The following is a 17,913-nucleotide window of genomic DNA, read 5'->3' as shown; positions in this document are numbered from 1 at the left end:
CCGACAACAAGAATCTTCCGGGGATCGATGATGCGATCTCCGGGGCTGACCCGAAGCGGAGGTGAAAAATGAATGAGGATACCAAGAGATATAACGGCGCCTGGCGGCAGATCCGGCGCAGTGAGCGGGCTATCGGCCCTGAGAAGGCCGAGGCTATATTAAAGGAAGGAAAGTACGGCATCCTGTCCACCTTCGGCCAGGACGGTTTTCCCTACGGAGTGCCGGTAAACTATTTTTACAGGAACGGGCACATCTACTTCCACTGCGCCGCCGAAGGCCACAAGATGGACAACCTGGCAAGCTGCCCGCGCGTCTCATTCACTGTGGTAAAAAGCGATTCCGTCGACGGGCCGCACATCACCACATTTTACGAGAGTGCCATAGCCTTTGGTGAGGCCTCAGTGGTCCGGGATCAGGAGGAAAAGAGGAAACTCCTCGTTGACCTCACCGTCGCTCTCGCGCCCGGCGACCAGGAGGCCCGCCTGGCCGCTGAAAAATGCGCTGCCGGCCCGCTGGACAGGGTCGAGGTGGTGGACATCGCGGTGGAGCACATATCGGGAAAAGCACACTGAGCATATCGTAAGGCGGTCTTCGGACCGCCATTTCTTTTATAAAAAGATGAGTGTGAAATATGCTATACTTACCACACAGCTCTTAAGCAGGAGGTGCGGTATGGAAGATAATAAATTCAGGTTTAAGTATTTGTTTGATAAAAGATACGACCCGGATTACGTAAACGGTTTTTATGGTGGGATAAATCCCAGCGGAGAACTTGTGATGCATTTTTATCTGGAGAGACTTCCGCTACCTTATGAGGAAGAACTTACGTTTTCTGAAGACGGAAGCACCTGTGAATCAAGCGTTGTTTCCCCTCAGGACTATAAGTTCATCCGATCTGTCAGAAATGGCGTAGTGATGAACCAGGAGACTGCAAGAGCTCTACTCAATTGGCTGCAGGATGTTGTGACCGAAATGGAGGCCGGGGATGAACGTGACTAGTATGAGATCAGTGCATTCAAGAAGAAATTTCAGCGGTGTACCGATCAACAGGCAAGAGTCTGTCAGAAGAAAATATAGTGAATGCAGGCCACAATATTGTATTTCATTAAAGCAGATAAATGAACATCTGGAATTCAAGAGCAGAATGGTGATCCGTTATCACTGTGAAGATGGTTGCTACGTGGCAAATTATCATATCGGAGACCTGGTGATAGCATCTGCGGAAGATACTGTCGACGAATTGTTGAAAGATCTGAAAAGTCAGTTCAGCCATGTATGGGAATATTACACTTCGGAGGATGATAGCGATCTGACTGAAAGCGCGAGAGCGGTAAAGAAATGGATGCTTGAGAATGTGAGGGGCGCGAGATGACGGTCCTTAAGACAGCTCGTATAAGGAGCAGTTTACAGAAAAAAAGGCTTTGTTGCATCTGAAGGAGATCATACTTTTTTCCATTATATTAATGGTGACGGGAAAAAGACTGCAGTCATGACGAAGCTCAGTCACGGGAAGTCTGAAATATCGGATCCACTTATCGGTATGATGGCAAAGCAAGTAAATCTGTCGAAGAATCAATTCATGGATCTCGTGAACTGTCCGTTGTCAAAAGAAGAATACGAATCGATATTGGAAAGTAAAAACCTTCTCCAGTGACTTAACTGTTATGGTATGTGATGCAAGTTTCGATCTGCGAAGTACCACACCGAGTACCACACTTTACAGGTAAAAACAGGTAAAAACAGGCAAAATCTAAACTAAGAAAGACAAATGAAAAAGCCTGCAAGTCCTTGAGCTTGCAGGCTTTTCAGCTGGTGCGCCAGGCGAGATTCGAACTCGCGGCCTTCACATTCGGAGTGTGCTACTCTATCCCCTGAGCTACTGGCGCATAAACATTATTTACTTCTTCGAATCAAAATACGCAACGTATTTTACCACATCCGGGTCCAGTCGTCCACAGCCTGCGAGGCAGGCCTCTCCCCCAACTCACGTAAACACCACACAAACTCTTAACTTTTGTTCAACACAAACCTGTAGTATACTCACCTCTGTATGAGACGATTTTGACGGCTTACCGGACGGCCGGAGGCCACGCCAAACGGCAACGCCTGAGACGGCCAGTGCCCGCATGGCGGCCGCGAGCAGTCAGAACGCCAGAACCAATATTCAGAAAATCGACTGGAGGGATGATCTTTCTTTGGCACCGCAAATAATAAGCATAGTGATCCTGATATTACTGTCTTCCTGCTTTTCCGCGACGGAAACGGCCTTCACTTCTCTCAACAAGATCAAGATGAAGAACATGGCGGCGGACGACGTGAAGAACGCGGATCTCGTGCTCAGGCTCAGCGACAATTACGATAAGCTCCTGACCACGATACTGATCGGAAACAACATCGCCAACATAGGCACCACGGCCATCGCCACCGTCCTTTTCGTGAAGATCTTCGGGAACATGGGAGCAACCATCTCTACGGTCGTGATAACCGTACTGGTGCTGATCTTCGGCGAGATATCCCCTAAGAATATAGCAAAGGAGCATCCTGAGGGCTTTGCCCTCGCCATGGCGAGACCGGTGAGCGTGCTGGTGGTGCTTCTCACGCCTCTGAACTGGCTTTTCGCCCAGTGGAAGAAGCTTCTCGGAAAGATCTTCGGAGACAGCGAAGGACCTGCCTACACCGAGGACGAGCTGATCACCATAATCGACGACGCCAGGGAGAGCGGCAGCATCGGTGAAGAGCAGAGCGTCATGATCAAGAACGCCATCGAGTTCGACGACCTGGAGGCCATCGACGTGATCACCCCGAGGGTGGACATGGTCGCCATAGAGCTGGGGACGGAAAACAGGGAGATCGCCGAGATTTTCAAGGACACAGGGCTTTCCAGGCTGCCGGTCTACGAGGACGACCTGGACAACATAATCGGAGTACTGAACCAGAAGGATTTCCACAACTACGTGGTGGCTGAGGGCAGGCCTCTCGAGGAGTTCATCAAGCCTGTCGCCTACGTTGCCGAGTCCATCAAGGCGGCGGTCCTCCTTAAGAAGATGCAGGCCAAGAAGACACACATCGCCATAATCGTCGACGAGTACGGCGGCACCACCGGCCTGGTCACAATGGAGGACATAATAGAAGAGCTGGTTGGAAAGATCTACGACGAGCACGACACCGTGGAGATGCGCGACGTGACGAGGATCTACGACGGCAGCTACATGGTGGCGGGAGGCGCCAACCTGGAAAAGTTCTTTGAGCTCTTCGGAGAGGACATCGACGAGCCGGCCACAACGATCAACGGCTGGGTCATGATCCAGATGGACCGCCTGCCGAGAGCGGGAGATACATTCAGATACGAATCGAAGCACAAGATATTCAGCGTGAGAGTCACCAAGGCAGACTCGAGAAGGGCGCTGATGACCCACATAACGGTCGAAGACAGACCGGAGGAGGAAGATCAATGAGTTTAATGGAAAAGCTGTTTGGAGACCTCAACGAGCGTGAGCTCAAGAAGATCTATCCGATAGCCGACAGCGTGATGGCACTGGAGCCGGAGATGGAAAAGCTCTCCGACGATGAGCTCAGAGGTAAGACTCAGGAGTTCAAGGACAGGCTCGCGGACGGGGAGACACTGGACGACCTGCTCCCGGAGGCCTTTGCGGTCTGCCGTGAGGCGGCCTGGAGGAGCCTGGGAATGAAACACTTCCGCGTTCAGGTCATAGGCGGCATCGTGCTTCACCAGGGAAGGATCGCCGAGATGAAGACCGGTGAAGGAAAGACCCTCGTGGCCACACTGCCGGCATATCTCAACGCCCTGGAAGGAAAGGGCGTCCACATCGTCACAGTCAACGACTACCTGGCAAAGCGAGACGCAGAGTGGATGGGCCGCCTGTACAGCTTCCTGGGCCTCAAGGTGGGATGCGTGATCCATTCCGTGAACGGCCCGGACAGGAAGGCCGCCTACGACGCGGACGTCACATACGGCACCAACAACGAATTCGGATTCGACTACCTGCGTGACAACATGGTCACCTACAAGGAAGACCTGATCCAGAGAGATCTCCACTACGCCATAGTCGACGAGGTGGACTCCATCCTCATCGATGAGGCCAGGACCCCGCTGATCATATCCGGAAAAGGCGTGGATTCCAGCAGCACGTACCGCTCCGCCAACTCCTTCGTGAGAACGCTGGACGAGGGCAAGGACTACGAGATCGAGGAAAAGGACAAGCAGATCTCCCTCACAGAAGATGGCGTGCGGGAGTGCGAGAAGTATTTTGGCATCGAGAACTTTTCCGACCCGGACAACATGGAGCTGAACCATTATGTGATGCAGGCTCTCCGTGCCAACTACATAATGAAGAGGGACGTGGACTACATTGTGAAGGACGGAGAGATCCTCATAGTAGATGAGTTCACCGGACGTCTCATGTACGGCCGCCGCTTCAGCAACGGCCTGCACCAGACCATCGAGGCCAAGGAAGGCGTGGAGATCAGGGCCGAGTCCAAGACGCTGGCCACCATCACGCTTCAGAATTACTTCAGGATGTACGGCAAGCTGGCCGGTATGACCGGTACCGCAAAGACCGAGGAAGACGAGTTCAGAGAGATCTACAACATGGACGTCGTGGAGATCCCTACCAACAAGCCGGTTATCCGTGACGACAGAGAGGACGCCGTTTTTGCCCACGAGACCGGCAAGTTCAAGGCTATCGCCGACAAGGTGGCAGAGGCCCACGCCACGGGGCAGCCGGTGCTGGTAGGTACCATCTCCATCGAGATATCCGAGCACATCAGCAAGATGCTCAAGAAGAGGGGCATACCTCACAACGTGCTGAACGCCAAGCAGCATGAGAAGGAGGCCGAGATAATCGCCCAGGCGGGCCGCAAGGGCGCCGTCACCATCGCCACCAACATGGCCGGCCGTGGTACGGATATCATCCTGGGAGGAAACCCGGACTTCGAGGCCAGAAAGGAAATGGAGAGGGCCGGGTACACCGCCGACCAGATCGGCTTCGCCGTTGGCTTTGAGAAGAGCGACGATCCCGAGCTCCTGGAGGCCAGAGAGAAATACAGCCAGATCCTGAGCAGGAAAAAAGATGCCATGAAGGGCGAGCAGCAGGAGGTCATCGACCTTGGAGGCCTGTGCATTGTGGGTACAGAGCGCCACGAGTCGAGGCGTATCGACAATCAGCTGCGAGGCCGTTCCGGACGTCAGGGAGATCCTGGTGACACCCAGTTCTTCATATCCCTTGAAGACGACCTGATGAGGCTCTTCGGAGGCGACAGGATCCAGAAGTACATGGACAGGTTCGGGCTGGAGGACGACGAGGCCCTGGAGGCGGGGCTTCTGTCAAGGACCATCGAGAACGCCCAGAAGAAGGTTGAGGGCAAGAACTTCGGCATCCGTAAGTACGTGCTCCAGTACGACAACGTCATGAACAAGCAGAGGGAGATCATCTACAGCCAGCGCCGCATGGTACTGGATGGAGAGGACCTCAAGGGATACATCATGGGGATGATGGAGGAGCTGGTGGACAGCATCATCGATCCCGTGACCATGGAGTCGAGATACCCCGAGGAGTGGGACTTTGATGCCATGAGCGTGGACCTGTGCAAGATAAACCCTCTTTTCAAAGAGGCCCTCGTGTACACCGACGAGGAGAAGCTCGACCTCACGCCTGAGTCGCTGAAGGAGGACGTGAAGGAGACCTTCAGGAAGATCTACGACGACAAGGAGGCCGAGATCGGCGCCGAGCACATGAGGGAGGCCGAGCGCATGATCCTCCTGAGAGTGGTGGACAACCGCTGGATGGACCACATCGACGCCATGGATCAGCTGAAGAACGGCATCGGCCTGAGAGCGCTGGGCCAGCAGGACCCTACCGCAGCTTACGCATCTGAGGGCTTTGCCATGTTCGACGAGATGGTCGCCGACATCAGAGAAGAGACCGTGAAGTACTGCTACAGCATGACTCTCCAGACGAAGACAGAGCGCCGGAATGCAGTCACCATCAGCATCACCCGCAAGGACGAGTATGAGGATGAGGAGATGGAGCAGGCGGCTCAGGAGAGAAGGGCTATGGCCAGGATGGCGAAAAATGGCGGCGGCATGCCTCAGGAGGCGCCGAAGGAAGATAAGAAGGAGAACCACACTCCGATCAGGAGAGACCATCCGAAGATCGGAAGGAACGATCCGTGTCCTTGCGGCTCGGGGAAGAAGTACAAGAACTGCCACGGCAGATTCGAGAATTAGACGCAGAAAACCGGGAAGATGATGACCGGATGCAGAGGACCAGATGAATAGACAGGCGGGGGATGGCCCCGCCGGGGAGGAACCATGATAACGATAGCAGATCTGAAGCAGCGCCTCGACAGGACAAGTGAGATGATAACCGTGCTCGGAGACTCTCTTTGACCCGGCTGGGCTGGAGAAAAAGAATCAGGAACTGTCGGCACAGATAGAGAAGCCGGACTTCTGGGATGACCAGGAGAAGGCCACGAAGATCCTTCGCGAGAAGGGCCAGGCCGAGAAAAAGCTGAAGTCATACAACGAGGTGAAGTCCACCCAGGAGGACGGCGAGGCCATGATCGAGCTCCTCAGCGAGTCTGTGGAAGACAGCATGGACGAGTCAGAACTCTTCGGGGAACTGAAGGAGCTGGACCACCAGATATCCGACCTGGAGGACCGACTCGAGGAGATGAGGCTGGACACGCTCCTCTCTGGAAAATACGACTCCAACGACGCCATCGTGAGCATTCACGCCGGCACCGGCGGTGTCGACGCCATGGACTGGGCCGAGATGCTGCTCCGCATGTACCTCAGGTACTGTGAGAAAAAGGGATTCAAGACCGAGGTCGTAGACCTGCAGAACGACACGGCCGCGGGTATAAAGAGCGCCACGGTGATGGTGAGCGGCGAGAACGCCTACGGATATCTCAAGAGCGAAAACGGGGTGCACAGGCTGGTGAGAATATCGCCTTTCAATTCGGCGGGGAAGAGACAGACATCCTTCTCTGCTGTGGAGGTGGTCCCTCAGCTGGGAGACGAGCTCCAGGTGAACATCGATCCTCAGGACCTGAAGATCGACACCTACAGGAGCAGCGGCGCCGGTGGCCAGCACGTAAACACCACCGATTCCGCCATAAGGATCACCCACCTTCCTACCAACACTGTGGTCACCTGCCAGAACGAGAGATCTCAGCTGAGAAATAAGGAAGTTGCCATGAAGATCCTGGTGGCCAAGCTCACAAAGATGGCAGAGGAAGAGCACAAGGAGAACCTGAACGAACTCAAGGGCGACACCGGGATGGTGACCTGGGGCGCCCAGATCAGGTCCTATGTGTTCCAGCCGTACACCATGGTAAAGGATCACAGGACGGGAGCTGAGACCGGAAACGTGAACGCTGTTATGGACGGAGACCTCGATCTCTTTATCAAGGCCAAGCTGACACAGGATGCCAGGGAGGGCGTGAACAACTGATGAGAAAGAAATTCGTAGTCTTCGACTTTGACGGAACTGTTCTGGATACAAATCAGCTTATAATCAATTCCTGGCAGTACACATTCCGGAAATACCACGGGTATGAGCACAGTGAGAGGGAGATACTCGATACCTTCGGAGAGACACTTTACGACTCGATGAAAGAGTTTTTTCCCGGAGATACTGCGGACATGGCCATCGAAAGCTACAGAGACTACCAGCTGAAGAGCTGGAAAGAGGACATATCCGTTTTTCCGGGGGTGGAGGACCTCTTGGAGACCTTGAAGGAGAGGGAGCACAGCCTGCTCCTGGTGACGTCCAGGCTGAAGCCCACCACCATGGAATACCTGGAATACTTCGGGCTCAGGGACTACTTCGACGTGGTGATCACAAGCAACGACACGAAGGCCCACAAGCCCGATCCGGAGCCTCTGCTCACCGCGCTGGACAAGGCGGGCGGCAGGCCGGAGAATTCCATAATGCTGGGTGACACCCGGTTCGACATCGGCTGTGCCAACAACGCAGGGGCGGAGAGCGTCCTTGTCCAGTGGAGCCACCCGGTGGACGAAACAAAACTGAAAGCACCTGAATTCACGCCGGACTACAGGCTCTCCAGACCGGAGGATCTGATGGCTCTGGTGTAGAGGAGGCAGCATGATCTATCTGTACACTGCCCGGGAGGACAGAGACAAGGAAAAGTTCCTGTACGGTACTATCAAGGAGTCCCAGGCCCGGGAGAGGCGGAACGTCTTCGCCATAGTTCCCGACCAGTACACATTGGATGCAGAAGAGCAAGCCCTGAAATATATGGGAGGGGCTTGCCTTTTTGACGTCGAGATAACCAGCATGAGGCGTTTCGGACGGAAGCTCCTGAGCCAGGCGGGACTGGAAAACACGCCGGTGCTCAGCGCCGACGGCCGTTACATCCTGCTGTACAAGCTGGTCAACCAGTACAGGGATCAGCTCCAGATATTCCAGAACATGACGGACAAGAGCTCCTATATCGAGATGCTGAGCAGCGGCATCTCTGATTTCAAGCAGCAGAACTGCTCGCCTGAGGTGATCCTGGATATGCTGGAGGAGTCCGGCGGACATCAGCTTCTGGCCGGGAAGCTAGAGGAGATCTGCCTGATCCTGGAAGAATACGAAAAAGCCATAAAAGGCAAGTACATAGACAATGATGACTACATCGACCTGTACACGGATCTCGCGGCTGGGTCCCCGGTCACGAAGGACGCAGACGTGTGGCTCTACGGCTTCGACACGATTTCTCCGAAGAGCATAAGGACCATCGGCGAGATCGCGGTGAATGCCCACAGCGTGAACATCATCGTGAACGAGACCGACTTCGGCCTTGAGAGGATCCTGGAAAAGAGGATCGAGAAGGCCGCAGGCGAGCGGGGCATCCCGATGATGACGCGTGCGATAGGCGAGGAGTACAGAGTGACTCGCAGGCCGGAGATCGTGCGCCTGGAGAGAGAACTCTTTTCCCAGGAGATCGCGCAGGAGACCTTGCAGGAAACGTCACAGGAGGCCTCCCCGGGGAATGGCACTGAAGAGAAAAACACTTCTTTTTCCGGTGACACCATCCGGCTCGTGGAGTGCGCCAACCAGTATTTCGAGGCGGAGAGCGCCGCGGCATACATACTCTCGCTCCTGAGGGACAGGGGTCTGAGGATGAGGGACATCTCCGTGATCTCCAACTACCCGGAGGGCGGACAGTCCATAATCAAGAGGACCTTCAGGGAGTACGGCCTGCCGCTGTTCATCGACGGGCGGCGGGGGATCAGCGATTCTCAGGCGGCGGTTTTCGTGGTGAGCCAGCTTGAGGCTGTGGCCCGGGACCACCAGACGGCGGCCATGCTGGCGCTGGTGAAAAACAGCCTTTCCGGTTTCAGCCGCGAGAGGTGGGAGGAGCTGGAGAACTACGTCCGGGATTTCGGGATAAAGGGATCCATGTGGACGAGGCCTTTTAAATACGGCGAGTTCAAGTATGAAGAGGGCGAGCTCCAGGCGCTGGAGGACACGCGGTCTCAGCTGATGGAGAAGCTGCAGCCTCTTGAGGAGCTGGTGGCTTCAGGGCCGCTGGTGAGGGACTTCATCGACGGATTCGCGGCTTACCTGGAAGAGTCCTGGGATCTTACCAGGAAAATGGAAGGCATCATCCGCCGGCAGCAGCAGGCCGGAGAGAACGAGGAGGCCGAGAGGAGCGAGGGGAGCTACAACGGGATCTTCAGGATCCTGGACCAGATCGGAGAGCTCATCGGAGACGATCCTCTGGACATCGACAGCTTCGTGAACATGCTGAAGGAGGGACTGGCCAACACCAATGTGGGGCTGCTGCCTCCTGCGGCGGACGGTCTGTCCCTGGGCACGGCCATCAGGACGCGCACAGGCCAGAAAAAGGCGGTGGTGATCCTCGGTGCCAACGAGGGGATGCTTCCTATGGAGCCGGCGGGAGAAGGGCTTTTCTCGCCTGAGGACAAGACGGTATTCAGCCAGTTCGGCCTGTCACTGGGAGGACTGGACGAGGTGAAGCAGATGGAGGAGCGGGCAGCTCTGTACCGCGCCGTCTCCAAGCCTTCGGAGGAGCTTTACATCAGCTGGTCTCTGGCGGGCGCGGATGGAGGGGAGTCCAAGGCCTCGTCGGTGATAGAACAGATAAGAGAGCTTTTTCCGGGAATAAAAGTTGAAAAGGACATCGTTCAGCGCGGGTTCTCCATGGACCTTGTGGCGGGAGAGGAAGAGACTCTAAGGCACATGCTGAACAGGTTGAAGCAGCGGCCGTCCGAGAAGGGCTCCGAGGAAGGGAAGGACGGGGATGAGCTGGTCCATCAAGTGATGGCCTGGTTCGAGGAGAACCGCCCGGAACTCATGGAGCGGGTGAAGCGGACGCTTGAAGACGACAACTCCCGCGGACCCGTGAGTCAGTCGCTGGCAAGGAGACTTTACGCAAGGGGAGGAGACTTTTCCTTCAGCGCCTCCCGGCTGGACAGGTTCTTTGCCTGCCCGTTCGCCCATTTCGTGAGCTACGGCCTGAAGCCCCAGGAGGAACAGGAGTTCAGGAGCGCCGCCAACGACATAGGAGACATCTACCACCAGTGCATAATGGAGGTCTCCAGAAGGATAATGGAAGAAAAAAACGAGCCGTCAGAGTCCGGAACTGTTACGGCCAGATCGGAGGAAAATCTCAGATCCATGGTGGACAGTGAGCTGGACAGGCTGGCAAGGGACTACAAAGGAGGACTTTTCCTGTCTGCCGGACGTGAACAGTACAGGATGGAGCGGATCCGGGAGATCTGCCTGAAGGCGGTGGAAGCCATAGCAGAGCAGATAGACTCGGGCCACATAACCGAGGCCTTCTTCGAAGAGAAGTTCGGCAGAGGCTGCACCTTCGAGCCGGTGATATTCACACTGAACGGGCAGAAGGTGTACATAGAAGGAAAGATCGACAGGGTCGACATCCTCGACGACCGCAGCGTGCGGGTCATCGACTACAAGACCGGGAACGAGGAGCTGGACTTGAACAACATGCGCCAGGGATACAAGCTCCAGCTCATGGTGTACCTCCAGAGCGCTTCGGGCACCGGCGAGGACGGAAGCTCCGCAATGGAACCCGCGGGGATGTTCTACTTCAGGATCGCCGACCAGAACGTGAGCGCAAACGGCAAGGACAGCCAGAAGGCCGTAAGCGATGCTGAGCGGAACCGGTTCAAGCTCCAGGGGGCCTACGTCGAGGACGGGGGGATCCCGGACATGATGCCCCGCGAGGCACTGGACAAAAAGAGCGCAGGTCTTTCTGGCGAGGACTTCCGCCAGCTGGAGCTGGACGTTCGGAAGGAGCTTGAGAAGATCTCCACGGGGATCGTCACCGGCGACATAAGCATAAGCCCTTTTTTCCTGAAAAAAGAAGTGAACGGCTGCAGGTACTGCAACTACAGGACCATCTGCCGCTTCGAGCAGGTCAACAGGGGCAACAGCTACCGGGTGCTCAAGAGGCCGGAGAAAAAGAGAAAGAAAAAGGAAGACTAGCACATGAGTATAGGAATAGTTTCCATTGGCAGCAGCAGCGCCGGAAACTCGTACATTATTTCAGATGGAAAAACGCGGCTCCTCCTCGACGTGGGCCTCAGCGGCAAGAAGATACGGGAGGGCCTGGCGGCGAGGTCGCTCGGGCCGCAGGACGTACAGGGGATCATGGTGACCCACGAGCACGAGGATCACGTGAAAAGCATCCGCATGATCTCAAGGATCTGCGGGGACGCCCGGGTCTTCGCCAGCAGGGGCACGGTGAACAGCTGCGAAAAGTTCCAGTACGTCCCGAAGGATCGTCTGAAATACGTCTCATCCCAGGAGGTCTTCAACGTCGGAACCATCCAGGTCAGAACATTCGCCTTGTCCCACGACGCTGCGGAGCCCGTGAGCTACAGCTTCAGGAGCGGCGGCCGGCAGCTCACGGTGGTCACCGACACTGGCATCGTCACCGACGAGATCTTTCAGGAGATACGCACGGCGGACGTGCTCGTGCTCGAGGCCAACCACGAGGTGGAACTCCTGCAGATGGGCCCTTATCCATATTCCGTGAAAAGGCGGATCCTCAGCGATCACGGACACCTTTCCAACGTTGCGGCGGGGAACACGCTCAGCAGGATGCTGGACATCCGCGGCGGAGGAGACGCACCGAAGATCATGCTGGCACACCTGAGCTTCCACAACAACACACCTCTCCAGGCCAGGCTCACGGTGGAGGGAGTTCTCATGGAAAACAGCTTTGCGGAGGACCGGGACTACGTCATGGGGATCGCGGGGAAAGATCAGCTCAGCGGCCTTGTAGGCGTTTAGAAGGCGGCCTGCGGCCCCGATGTTACAAAAAATTAAGATAATACTTAAGAATATTCGGTTGCTTTTTTGCATTCATTCTTTATTATTGGAATACACAGATGAACATAAACCTGATATGCATTGGAAAATTGAAGGAACGGTACTGGCGGGAGGCCGTGGAGGAGTACTCCAGGCGGATCAGCCGCTTCTGTCGGCTCAACATTCTGGAGCTCAAGGAAGCTCCCCTTCCGAAGAACAGCAGTCCCGCCGACGAGGCGGAGGTCATGAAGAAGGAAGGGGAGTCCATCCTCAGCCACATCGGCCAGAGAGACTACGTGATCGCTCTGGAGGTGGAGGGCGAGATGATGGATTCCGTAAGGCTCTCCAGGAAGCTCCGCGGGATCCTGGACTCCAGCCCTCAGGCCGTGGACCTGATCATCGGGGGCAGCCTGGGGCTTTCTCCGGAAGTGAAGAAGCGGGCAGATCTTGGCTTGTCCTTTTCTCCGATGACGTTCCCTCATCAGATGATGAGAGTGATCCTCCTGGAGCAGCTTTACCGCAGTTTCAAGATAGATGCCGGGGAAGCGTATCACAAGTGAGTTCTGCTGTAAAAAAGTTGATTCAACATTCGAGGTGCCCGGGCTCCGTTCCGGGACGGTTATAGAAAGAGGGGAACTGTTATGTGGACTCGCGAAATGGTAAAGTCCAGAGGTAAATCGGTATTTTATACGAACAGAGGAGGAACGATCCTGGCATGCTTCCTGGCCACGGTACTGGGTGCCATCGGGTCCGGATTCGACTTCGTTTTCAGGAACGCCGAATATTTTTCGGCCATACCGGCGCTGATAAGCATCGCGGTGCTGATATTCATCACACTGCCGGTGCAGGTGGGGCTCAGCAGGTTCGTGCTCAATAACGACGAGGGTAAGGCGGACCTCGGAGATCTGTTCTGCGCCTACAGGGAAAACCTGAGCAACGTTATCATAGTGATGTTCCAGATGGTGCTCTTCATATTCCTGTGGACGCTCCTCCTGGTCGTGCCGGGGATAATAAAGGCGTACCAGTACAAGTTCGTGCCTTACCTGGTGGCGGAGAATCCTGACATTTCCTGGAACGAGGCGAAGGAGCTCTCCACGAGGATGACCGACGGAGAGAAATGGAACCTGTTCGTCCTGGACCTGTCCTGGATCGGCTGGGTCCTCCTGGGAGGCCTGACGTTCGGAATACTCAACATCTTCTTCGTAACTCCTTACATGGTCCAGACAGAGGCCGAGGTGTACAGGGTGCTCGCCCAGAGGATCGGCGGCGGAGAGGACTTCAGCAGCTGGGACAGCAAGGATAACTACGGCGCGTATGCCGGCGGTGGAAATGGCGATGCATATGGCGGATCCACCGGGGCCGCACCGTTCACTCCTTCCACAGCCCCTTCAGCAGATCAGGGCTTCGATATGCCGGATGGCGACGATGCAAAAGAAAATGTGACGGATGTTGAGACGGAGGTGTTCTCCGAGTATACTGAAAGCTCGGGAGAGGCGGAAAAGCAGGAGCCGCAGCAGTCGGCAGATGGCGACGTCTCCGAAGCAAAGGCCGCAGGAGAGGAAAAATCACAGGATGATCGTGATTTCGACATCTAGGACACTGATAGAAAAAGTACAATTCACGCAAGTGCTTTTGTGAAAGTATATAAAAAAACCAGAATACAAAAACCGATAATTTATTAACGACAGTGACCGGGCCTGATGTTTTCCTATTTGAACAAGGGCCCGGTCCTGTGATTTGACAGATGACCGCAGGATATCAGGAAACGCGTGTAACGGAGGAGGAAAAGAAAGAAATGTCAGAAAAAAACTCCAGAGCAAAATCGAATAAAAAGGGCGGGGACACCGCATTTTCTCAGAAGTCCACAAGAAATGAGAAGAGAGGATCTGAAGGTACAGGCACACGTAAGGGTGCGAGGTTCATGGCTATCCTCATGATCGCACTGATGGTCATCTTCTCGTTCGCTACCGCGGGCATGTATCTTCTCAACTGATTGTAAAGGTATACAAACAAATATGTACGTATGCGCGATATCGCTTTAACGATCCTGCGGGGTCGTTTTTTATTAGCTTTGTTTGAAAGGCAGTGCACGATGCGGTATAATCCACGTAAATCGTGCACAAAATAACTAAGTTTTTACTTGTGCGCAGAAAGGAAGAAGCTTATGTCGATAGCAGGTATTGAAAAGATCAGACAGGCTGAAGACTCGGCTGCGGCAATACGGAAGTCTGCCGAAGATGAAGCCGGGGCCATCGCTGAATCTGCCAAGAAGGAAAGCAGAGACATACTCGAGGAAGCCAGACGGCAGGCCGACGAGGATTACAAAGCGGCGATGGATCAGGCGGGATCTCAGGCGGATGAGATCTATGAAAGCCGGATCAGCAGCGAGAAGGATGCTTGTGCTGAGATCAGGAAGGCTGCGGGGAAACGTCTGGAAGAAGCAGCCGATCTGATAGTCGGAAAGGTAGTGGGTACTTATGGCAATAGTTAAGATGAACAAACTATCTGTCATCGGTATGAATGAGGAGAAGAAATCTCTGCTGAAGGATCTGATGGATCTTGGCGTCGTCGAGATCTCCAGCTCCACGGACAAGCTCCAGGACGAGGAGTGGCGGAAGCTGGTAGTCCGGGACGGGGACGAGACGACAGCGGCGCAGTACGACAAGGAGGTCTCACGCACAGAGGCAGCCCTGGACGTCCTCGCAAGATACGGCGAGGTGAAGAAACCGCTTTTCAACGTCAAGAAGACCATCTCTGCGGAGGACAGCCTCAAGCTCGCATCGCAGGGTGAAAAGTTCCGGCAGGAGGTCGACGAGCTGATAAGTCTCAACGACCAGCTGAACGAAGCCTTTTCTCAGGAGAACACGGACAACAATCTGATCGCCTCCCTGAGACCCTGGACGAGCTACGAGCTTCCTCTCGAAGAGACCCATACGGATCGCATTCAGCTGAGACTGGGAGTGTGCCCGCCGACAGCAGATGTAAACGCGGCTTCGGAAGCTCTGGAGGCAGAAGGCCTGCCTTGTGTGCTCACAGAGCTGAACAGGGACAAGGATCAGTGTTATCTGAGTCTCTGGTACTTCACGGAGGACCAGGAAAAGGTCTTTGATGTCGTGAAGGGCTGCGGCTTCACCCTGGCACAGCTGGGTGAGCTCACCGGTACGGTAAGTCAGAACATCGAGAGGCTGGAGGCCGAGGTCGCGGACCTGGCCGCCAGGAGAGACAAGCTGACAGCCGATATCAAGGATAGAGCATCGTGGCTGGAGGATCTTCATTTCTACCATGACATCAACGGGATCAGGAGAGATGAGGCCCGCATACGCAGCAAGCTCGTAAAGACAGAATCCACCTTCACCTTTGACGGTTGGGTGCCTGTGGCGGCGAACACGGCCGTTTCACAGCTTCTGGAGAAGTACACCTGCTGGTTCCAGTTCGAGGAACCGGCTGAGGATGATGACATACCGACTCAGCTCAGCAACAAGAGCTTTTTCGAGCCGGCAGAGTTCATCACCAGGATGTACTCTCTTCCAAACGCGAGGGAAGTGGATCCGACACCGATTTTCACATTCTTCTACATCCTGTTCTTCGGCATCATGTTCGGAGATGTGGGATACGGTCTTATACTCATGGTGGCCACAGGACTGGTCATCAAGAGGAGTGGCATGAAGGAGGGAGCTGTTCTCCAGCTCATGAAGGTCCTGTTCTACAGCGGCATCTCCAGCGTTATCTGGGGATTCCTCTTCGGAAGCTTCTTCGGGGACCTCATCGGAGCGGTGACGGAGACCTTCGGAAGCCACAGGATAAACTTCAGCCCGCTGTGGCTGGATCCGGCTCAGAAAGCCATGTTCTTCCTGGCCTTCTCCTGCGGCCTGGGTGTCATCCACCTGTTCGTGGGAATGGGCATCAAGGCGTATGAGGAGATCAAGGACGGAAAGATACTGGAGGCTATAAACGATGTGTTCATCTGGTACCTGATAGTGATCGGTATCATCCTCTGGATCTTCGGCGGAAGAGTTGGAGAGAACGCCTCCGCAATTGGAAAGTGGATGTCCATCGTCGGATTCGTGCTGGCGATCGTCCTGCCGATATTCATCGAGAAGGGTGCGGGCAAGGGCCTGGGACTCTGGAACATCTACAGCGGAGTCACCGGCAACCTGTCGGATATCCTGTCCTATTCAAGACTGCTCGGCCTGGGCCTGGCATCATCTTCCATCGCCACGGTCATCAACTTCCTGGCGACCATGGGAGGAAAGGGCTTCGCCGGCATCGTGATGTTCATACTGATAGAGCTGTTCGGACACACTCTGAACTTCGCCATCAACGCACTGGGCGCATTCGTGCATTCCTGCAGACTTCAGTTCGTTGAGTTCTTCGGAAAATTCTATGAAGGCGGCGGCAGAGAATTCGAGCCGTTTAAGAAAGATACTAAATTTGTCAACATAGTTGAGGAGGGCAAATAAAAATGAGTACAGGAATCGTTTTAGCAATTCTGGGAGCTGCTATCGCAGCATGCGCTGGTATCGGAAGCGCTATTGGTGTAGGCCTTGCAGGTGAGGCTGCTGACGGAGTAATGTCCGGAGACAAGGCAAGCTTCGGATCCACGCTGGTACTTCAGGCTCTGCCTGGCACACAGGGAATTTACGGACTGGTTATCGCCATCATGATCATGACTAAGGTCGGCGTTCTCGGCGGAAACCTTGCAAGCGTTTCCACAGAGCAGGGACTGGCTCTCCTGGTAGCAGGAATCCCTATCGGCATCATCGGCATCCTTTCCGCTATTTCCCAGGGCAAGGCTGCAGCCGCCGGCATCATGCTTGTATCCAAGAAGGACGGCAAGCTCGGTCAGGCCATCATCTACGCTGTAATGGTAGAGACCTACGCCATCCTGGCATTCATCGTTTCCTTCCTGATGTACAGTGGTATCTCTGTAGGCTAAATCAACAGAACAGGTACTTCTTTTACAAAAGAAAGGAACAGGCAGTATGAGTATAGAGTCAATAACTGAAAGGATCACCCGTGAGGCAGAGGCCTACGGCGCTGATCAGAAGGCCCGTGCAGAGGCCGCGAAGCAGACGACTCTCGACGATGCTCGCCGTAAGGCTGAAGAGATCAAGGCAAACAGGAAGAAAGATGCCGAAAGGGACTGTCAGGTGCTCAAGGACAGAAGAGCTTCCGTGGCAGACCTGGAGTCCAGGAAAATGAAGCTGGCCGCCAAGCAGGAGGTCATCGAGGAGAGCTTCGAGAAGGCTGTAGAGAAGCTTCAGGCGCTGGACGACAATGAGTATCAGAAGTTCGTCTCAGGACTCCTGGAGGAGTTCAGAGACGGAGGCGGCGAGATCCTGGTAAACGAGAAGGACAGAGACAGAATGGCCTCGGTCCTCAGCAGCGGATTCGCCGGCACCGGCCTTGTACTGGCAGACGAGTCAGCGGATATCAAGGGAGGGTTCATCCTCAGGAGAGGAAACATCTCATACAACGCATCCCTTGAGAAACTGCTGGACAACGTGAAAGCCGAGGCAACATCAGAGATCGCTAAGCTTCTTTTTGAGGAGGCATAGTTCTACAGTATTGAACCGGA

Annotated in this window: 16 protein-coding genes and 1 tRNA gene; 16 read left to right on the top strand and 1 reads right to left on the bottom strand. The window is 54.9% G+C overall.

From position 1 onward, the window contains the following. The first annotated feature begins 68 nt into the window (after window positions 1-68). The 3 genes from BQ7382_RS07770 (at window position 69) to BQ7382_RS07760 (ending at window position 1,372) form a co-directional block, all read left to right on the top strand. Window positions 69-572, top strand: coding sequence for a pyridoxamine 5'-phosphate oxidase family protein (locus BQ7382_RS07770; protein ID WP_077391545.1), 504 nt, complete (start codon window positions 69-71; stop codon window positions 570-572). A gap of 100 nt (window positions 573-672) precedes the next feature. After that, window positions 673-999 carry a hypothetical protein gene (locus BQ7382_RS07765; protein WP_077391544.1) on the top strand — a complete coding sequence of 109 codons (327 nt, stop codon included), beginning with the start codon at window positions 673-675 and terminating at the stop codon, window positions 997-999. After that, window positions 986-1,372, top strand: a complete 387-nt coding sequence (locus BQ7382_RS07760) for a hypothetical protein (protein ID WP_077391543.1) — start codon at window positions 986-988, stop codon at window positions 1,370-1,372. Before BQ7382_RS07765 ends, BQ7382_RS07760 begins: the two co-directional genes overlap by 14 nt. A gap of 438 nt (window positions 1,373-1,810) precedes the next feature. Here the strand turns inward: BQ7382_RS07760 and BQ7382_RS07750 are convergent. After that, window positions 1,811-1,886: transfer RNA gene (locus tag BQ7382_RS07750), tRNA-Arg, on the bottom strand. Between the two features lie 333 nt (window positions 1,887-2,219). Between BQ7382_RS07750 and BQ7382_RS07745 the strand changes: the two genes are divergently transcribed. The 13 genes from BQ7382_RS07745 (at window position 2,220) to BQ7382_RS07685 (ending at window position 17,893) form a co-directional block, all read left to right on the top strand. Beyond that, window positions 2,220-3,455, top strand: a complete 1,236-nt coding sequence (locus BQ7382_RS07745) for a hemolysin family protein (protein ID WP_235847982.1) — start codon at window positions 2,220-2,222, stop codon at window positions 3,453-3,455. Next, window positions 3,452-6,247 (top strand): preprotein translocase subunit SecA, encoded by a 2,796-nt coding sequence (gene secA / locus BQ7382_RS07740; protein WP_077391542.1) that lies wholly within the window; start codon window positions 3,452-3,454, stop codon window positions 6,245-6,247. The genes BQ7382_RS07745 and secA overlap by 4 nt, the downstream gene beginning before the upstream one ends. 84 nt (window positions 6,248-6,331) lie before the next feature. Next, window positions 6,332-7,475, top strand: a protein-coding gene (gene prfB / locus BQ7382_RS07735; RefSeq protein ID WP_144082111.1) for a peptide chain release factor 2 whose coding sequence is annotated in 2 segments (ribosomal slippage) — window positions 6,332-6,394 and window positions 6,396-7,475 — 1,143 coding nt in all. Because the reading frame shifts where the segments join, the coding sequence is not laid out codon by codon here. After that, on the top strand, window positions 7,475-8,119 hold the full coding sequence (locus BQ7382_RS07730; protein WP_077391540.1) for an HAD family hydrolase: 645 nt from the start codon (window positions 7,475-7,477) through the stop codon (window positions 8,117-8,119). Before prfB ends, BQ7382_RS07730 begins: the two co-directional genes overlap by 1 nt. Before the next feature lie 10 nt (window positions 8,120-8,129). Continuing rightward, window positions 8,130-11,507 (top strand): PD-(D/E)XK nuclease family protein, encoded by a 3,378-nt coding sequence (locus BQ7382_RS07725; protein WP_077391539.1) that lies wholly within the window; start codon window positions 8,130-8,132, stop codon window positions 11,505-11,507. Between the two features lie 3 nt (window positions 11,508-11,510). Further along, window positions 11,511-12,317, top strand: a complete 807-nt coding sequence (locus BQ7382_RS07720; RefSeq protein ID WP_077391538.1) for an MBL fold metallo-hydrolase — start codon at window positions 11,511-11,513, stop codon at window positions 12,315-12,317. Window positions 12,318-12,415: 98 nt separating this feature from the next. After that, entirely contained in the window at window positions 12,416-12,895 is a 480-nt protein-coding gene (gene rlmH, locus BQ7382_RS07715) for a 23S rRNA (pseudouridine(1915)-N(3))-methyltransferase RlmH (protein WP_077391537.1), read from the top strand. Window positions 12,896-12,976: 81 nt separating this feature from the next. Further along, window positions 12,977-13,930 carry a DUF975 family protein gene (locus BQ7382_RS07710; protein WP_077391536.1) on the top strand — a complete coding sequence of 318 codons (954 nt, stop codon included), beginning with the start codon at window positions 12,977-12,979 and terminating at the stop codon, window positions 13,928-13,930. Between the two features lie 200 nt (window positions 13,931-14,130). After that, the gene (locus tag BQ7382_RS07705) at window positions 14,131-14,328 is read left to right on the top strand and encodes a hypothetical protein (protein ID WP_077391535.1); all 198 of its coding nucleotides are present in this window, start codon (window positions 14,131-14,133) and stop codon (window positions 14,326-14,328) included. Between the two features lie 171 nt (window positions 14,329-14,499). Beyond that, window positions 14,500-14,826, top strand: a complete 327-nt coding sequence (locus tag BQ7382_RS07700) for a hypothetical protein (protein WP_077391534.1) — start codon at window positions 14,500-14,502, stop codon at window positions 14,824-14,826. Next, window positions 14,813-16,795, top strand: a complete 1,983-nt coding sequence (locus BQ7382_RS07695) for a V-type ATP synthase subunit I (protein ID WP_077391533.1) — start codon at window positions 14,813-14,815, stop codon at window positions 16,793-16,795. The genes BQ7382_RS07700 and BQ7382_RS07695 overlap by 14 nt, the downstream gene beginning before the upstream one ends. A gap of 2 nt (window positions 16,796-16,797) precedes the next feature. Next, complete coding sequence (locus BQ7382_RS07690; RefSeq protein ID WP_077391532.1) at window positions 16,798-17,271, top strand: V-type ATP synthase subunit K; 474 nt, start codon at window positions 16,798-16,800, stop codon at window positions 17,269-17,271. A 46-nt stretch (window positions 17,272-17,317) separates the two neighbouring features. Beyond that, the gene (locus BQ7382_RS07685; RefSeq protein WP_077391531.1) at window positions 17,318-17,893 is read left to right on the top strand and encodes a V-type ATP synthase subunit E; all 576 of its coding nucleotides are present in this window, start codon (window positions 17,318-17,320) and stop codon (window positions 17,891-17,893) included. Window positions 17,894-17,913: the final 20 nt, after the last annotated feature.

Source organism: Mobilibacterium timonense (assembly GCF_900155555.1).
GTDB lineage: Bacteria > Bacillota > Clostridia > Peptostreptococcales > Anaerovoracaceae > Allobaileyella > Allobaileyella timonense.
The sequence above is the reverse complement of the archived record's forward strand: the minus strand, read 5'-3'. Positions and strand labels throughout refer to the sequence as shown.

Bases quoted from the DNA above. Each gene is read 5' to 3' on its own strand.
- BQ7382_RS07770 (WP_077391545.1), top strand. From the start codon at position 69: ATGAATGAGGATACCAAGAGATATAACGGCGCCTGGCGGCAGATCCGG.
- BQ7382_RS07765 (WP_077391544.1), top strand. From the start codon at position 673: ATGGAAGATAATAAATTCAGGTTTAAGTATTTGTTTGATAAAAGATAC.
- BQ7382_RS07760 (WP_077391543.1), top strand. From the start codon at position 986: ATGAACGTGACTAGTATGAGATCAGTGCATTCAAGAAGAAATTTCAGC.
- secA (WP_077391542.1), top strand. From the start codon at position 3,452: ATGAGTTTAATGGAAAAGCTGTTTGGAGACCTCAACGAGCGTGAGCTC.
- BQ7382_RS07730 (WP_077391540.1), top strand. From the start codon at position 7,475: ATGAGAAAGAAATTCGTAGTCTTCGACTTTGACGGAACTGTTCTGGAT.
- BQ7382_RS07725 (WP_077391539.1), top strand. From the start codon at position 8,130: ATGATCTATCTGTACACTGCCCGGGAGGACAGAGACAAGGAAAAGTTC.
- BQ7382_RS07720 (WP_077391538.1), top strand. From the start codon at position 11,511: ATGAGTATAGGAATAGTTTCCATTGGCAGCAGCAGCGCCGGAAACTCG.
- rlmH (WP_077391537.1), top strand. From the start codon at position 12,416: ATGAACATAAACCTGATATGCATTGGAAAATTGAAGGAACGGTACTGG.
- BQ7382_RS07710 (WP_077391536.1), top strand. From the start codon at position 12,977: ATGTGGACTCGCGAAATGGTAAAGTCCAGAGGTAAATCGGTATTTTAT.
- BQ7382_RS07705 (WP_077391535.1), top strand. From the start codon at position 14,131: ATGTCAGAAAAAAACTCCAGAGCAAAATCGAATAAAAAGGGCGGGGAC.
- BQ7382_RS07700 (WP_077391534.1), top strand. From the start codon at position 14,500: ATGTCGATAGCAGGTATTGAAAAGATCAGACAGGCTGAAGACTCGGCT.
- BQ7382_RS07695 (WP_077391533.1), top strand. From the start codon at position 14,813: ATGGCAATAGTTAAGATGAACAAACTATCTGTCATCGGTATGAATGAG.
- BQ7382_RS07690 (WP_077391532.1), top strand. From the start codon at position 16,798: ATGAGTACAGGAATCGTTTTAGCAATTCTGGGAGCTGCTATCGCAGCA.
- BQ7382_RS07685 (WP_077391531.1), top strand. From the start codon at position 17,318: ATGAGTATAGAGTCAATAACTGAAAGGATCACCCGTGAGGCAGAGGCC.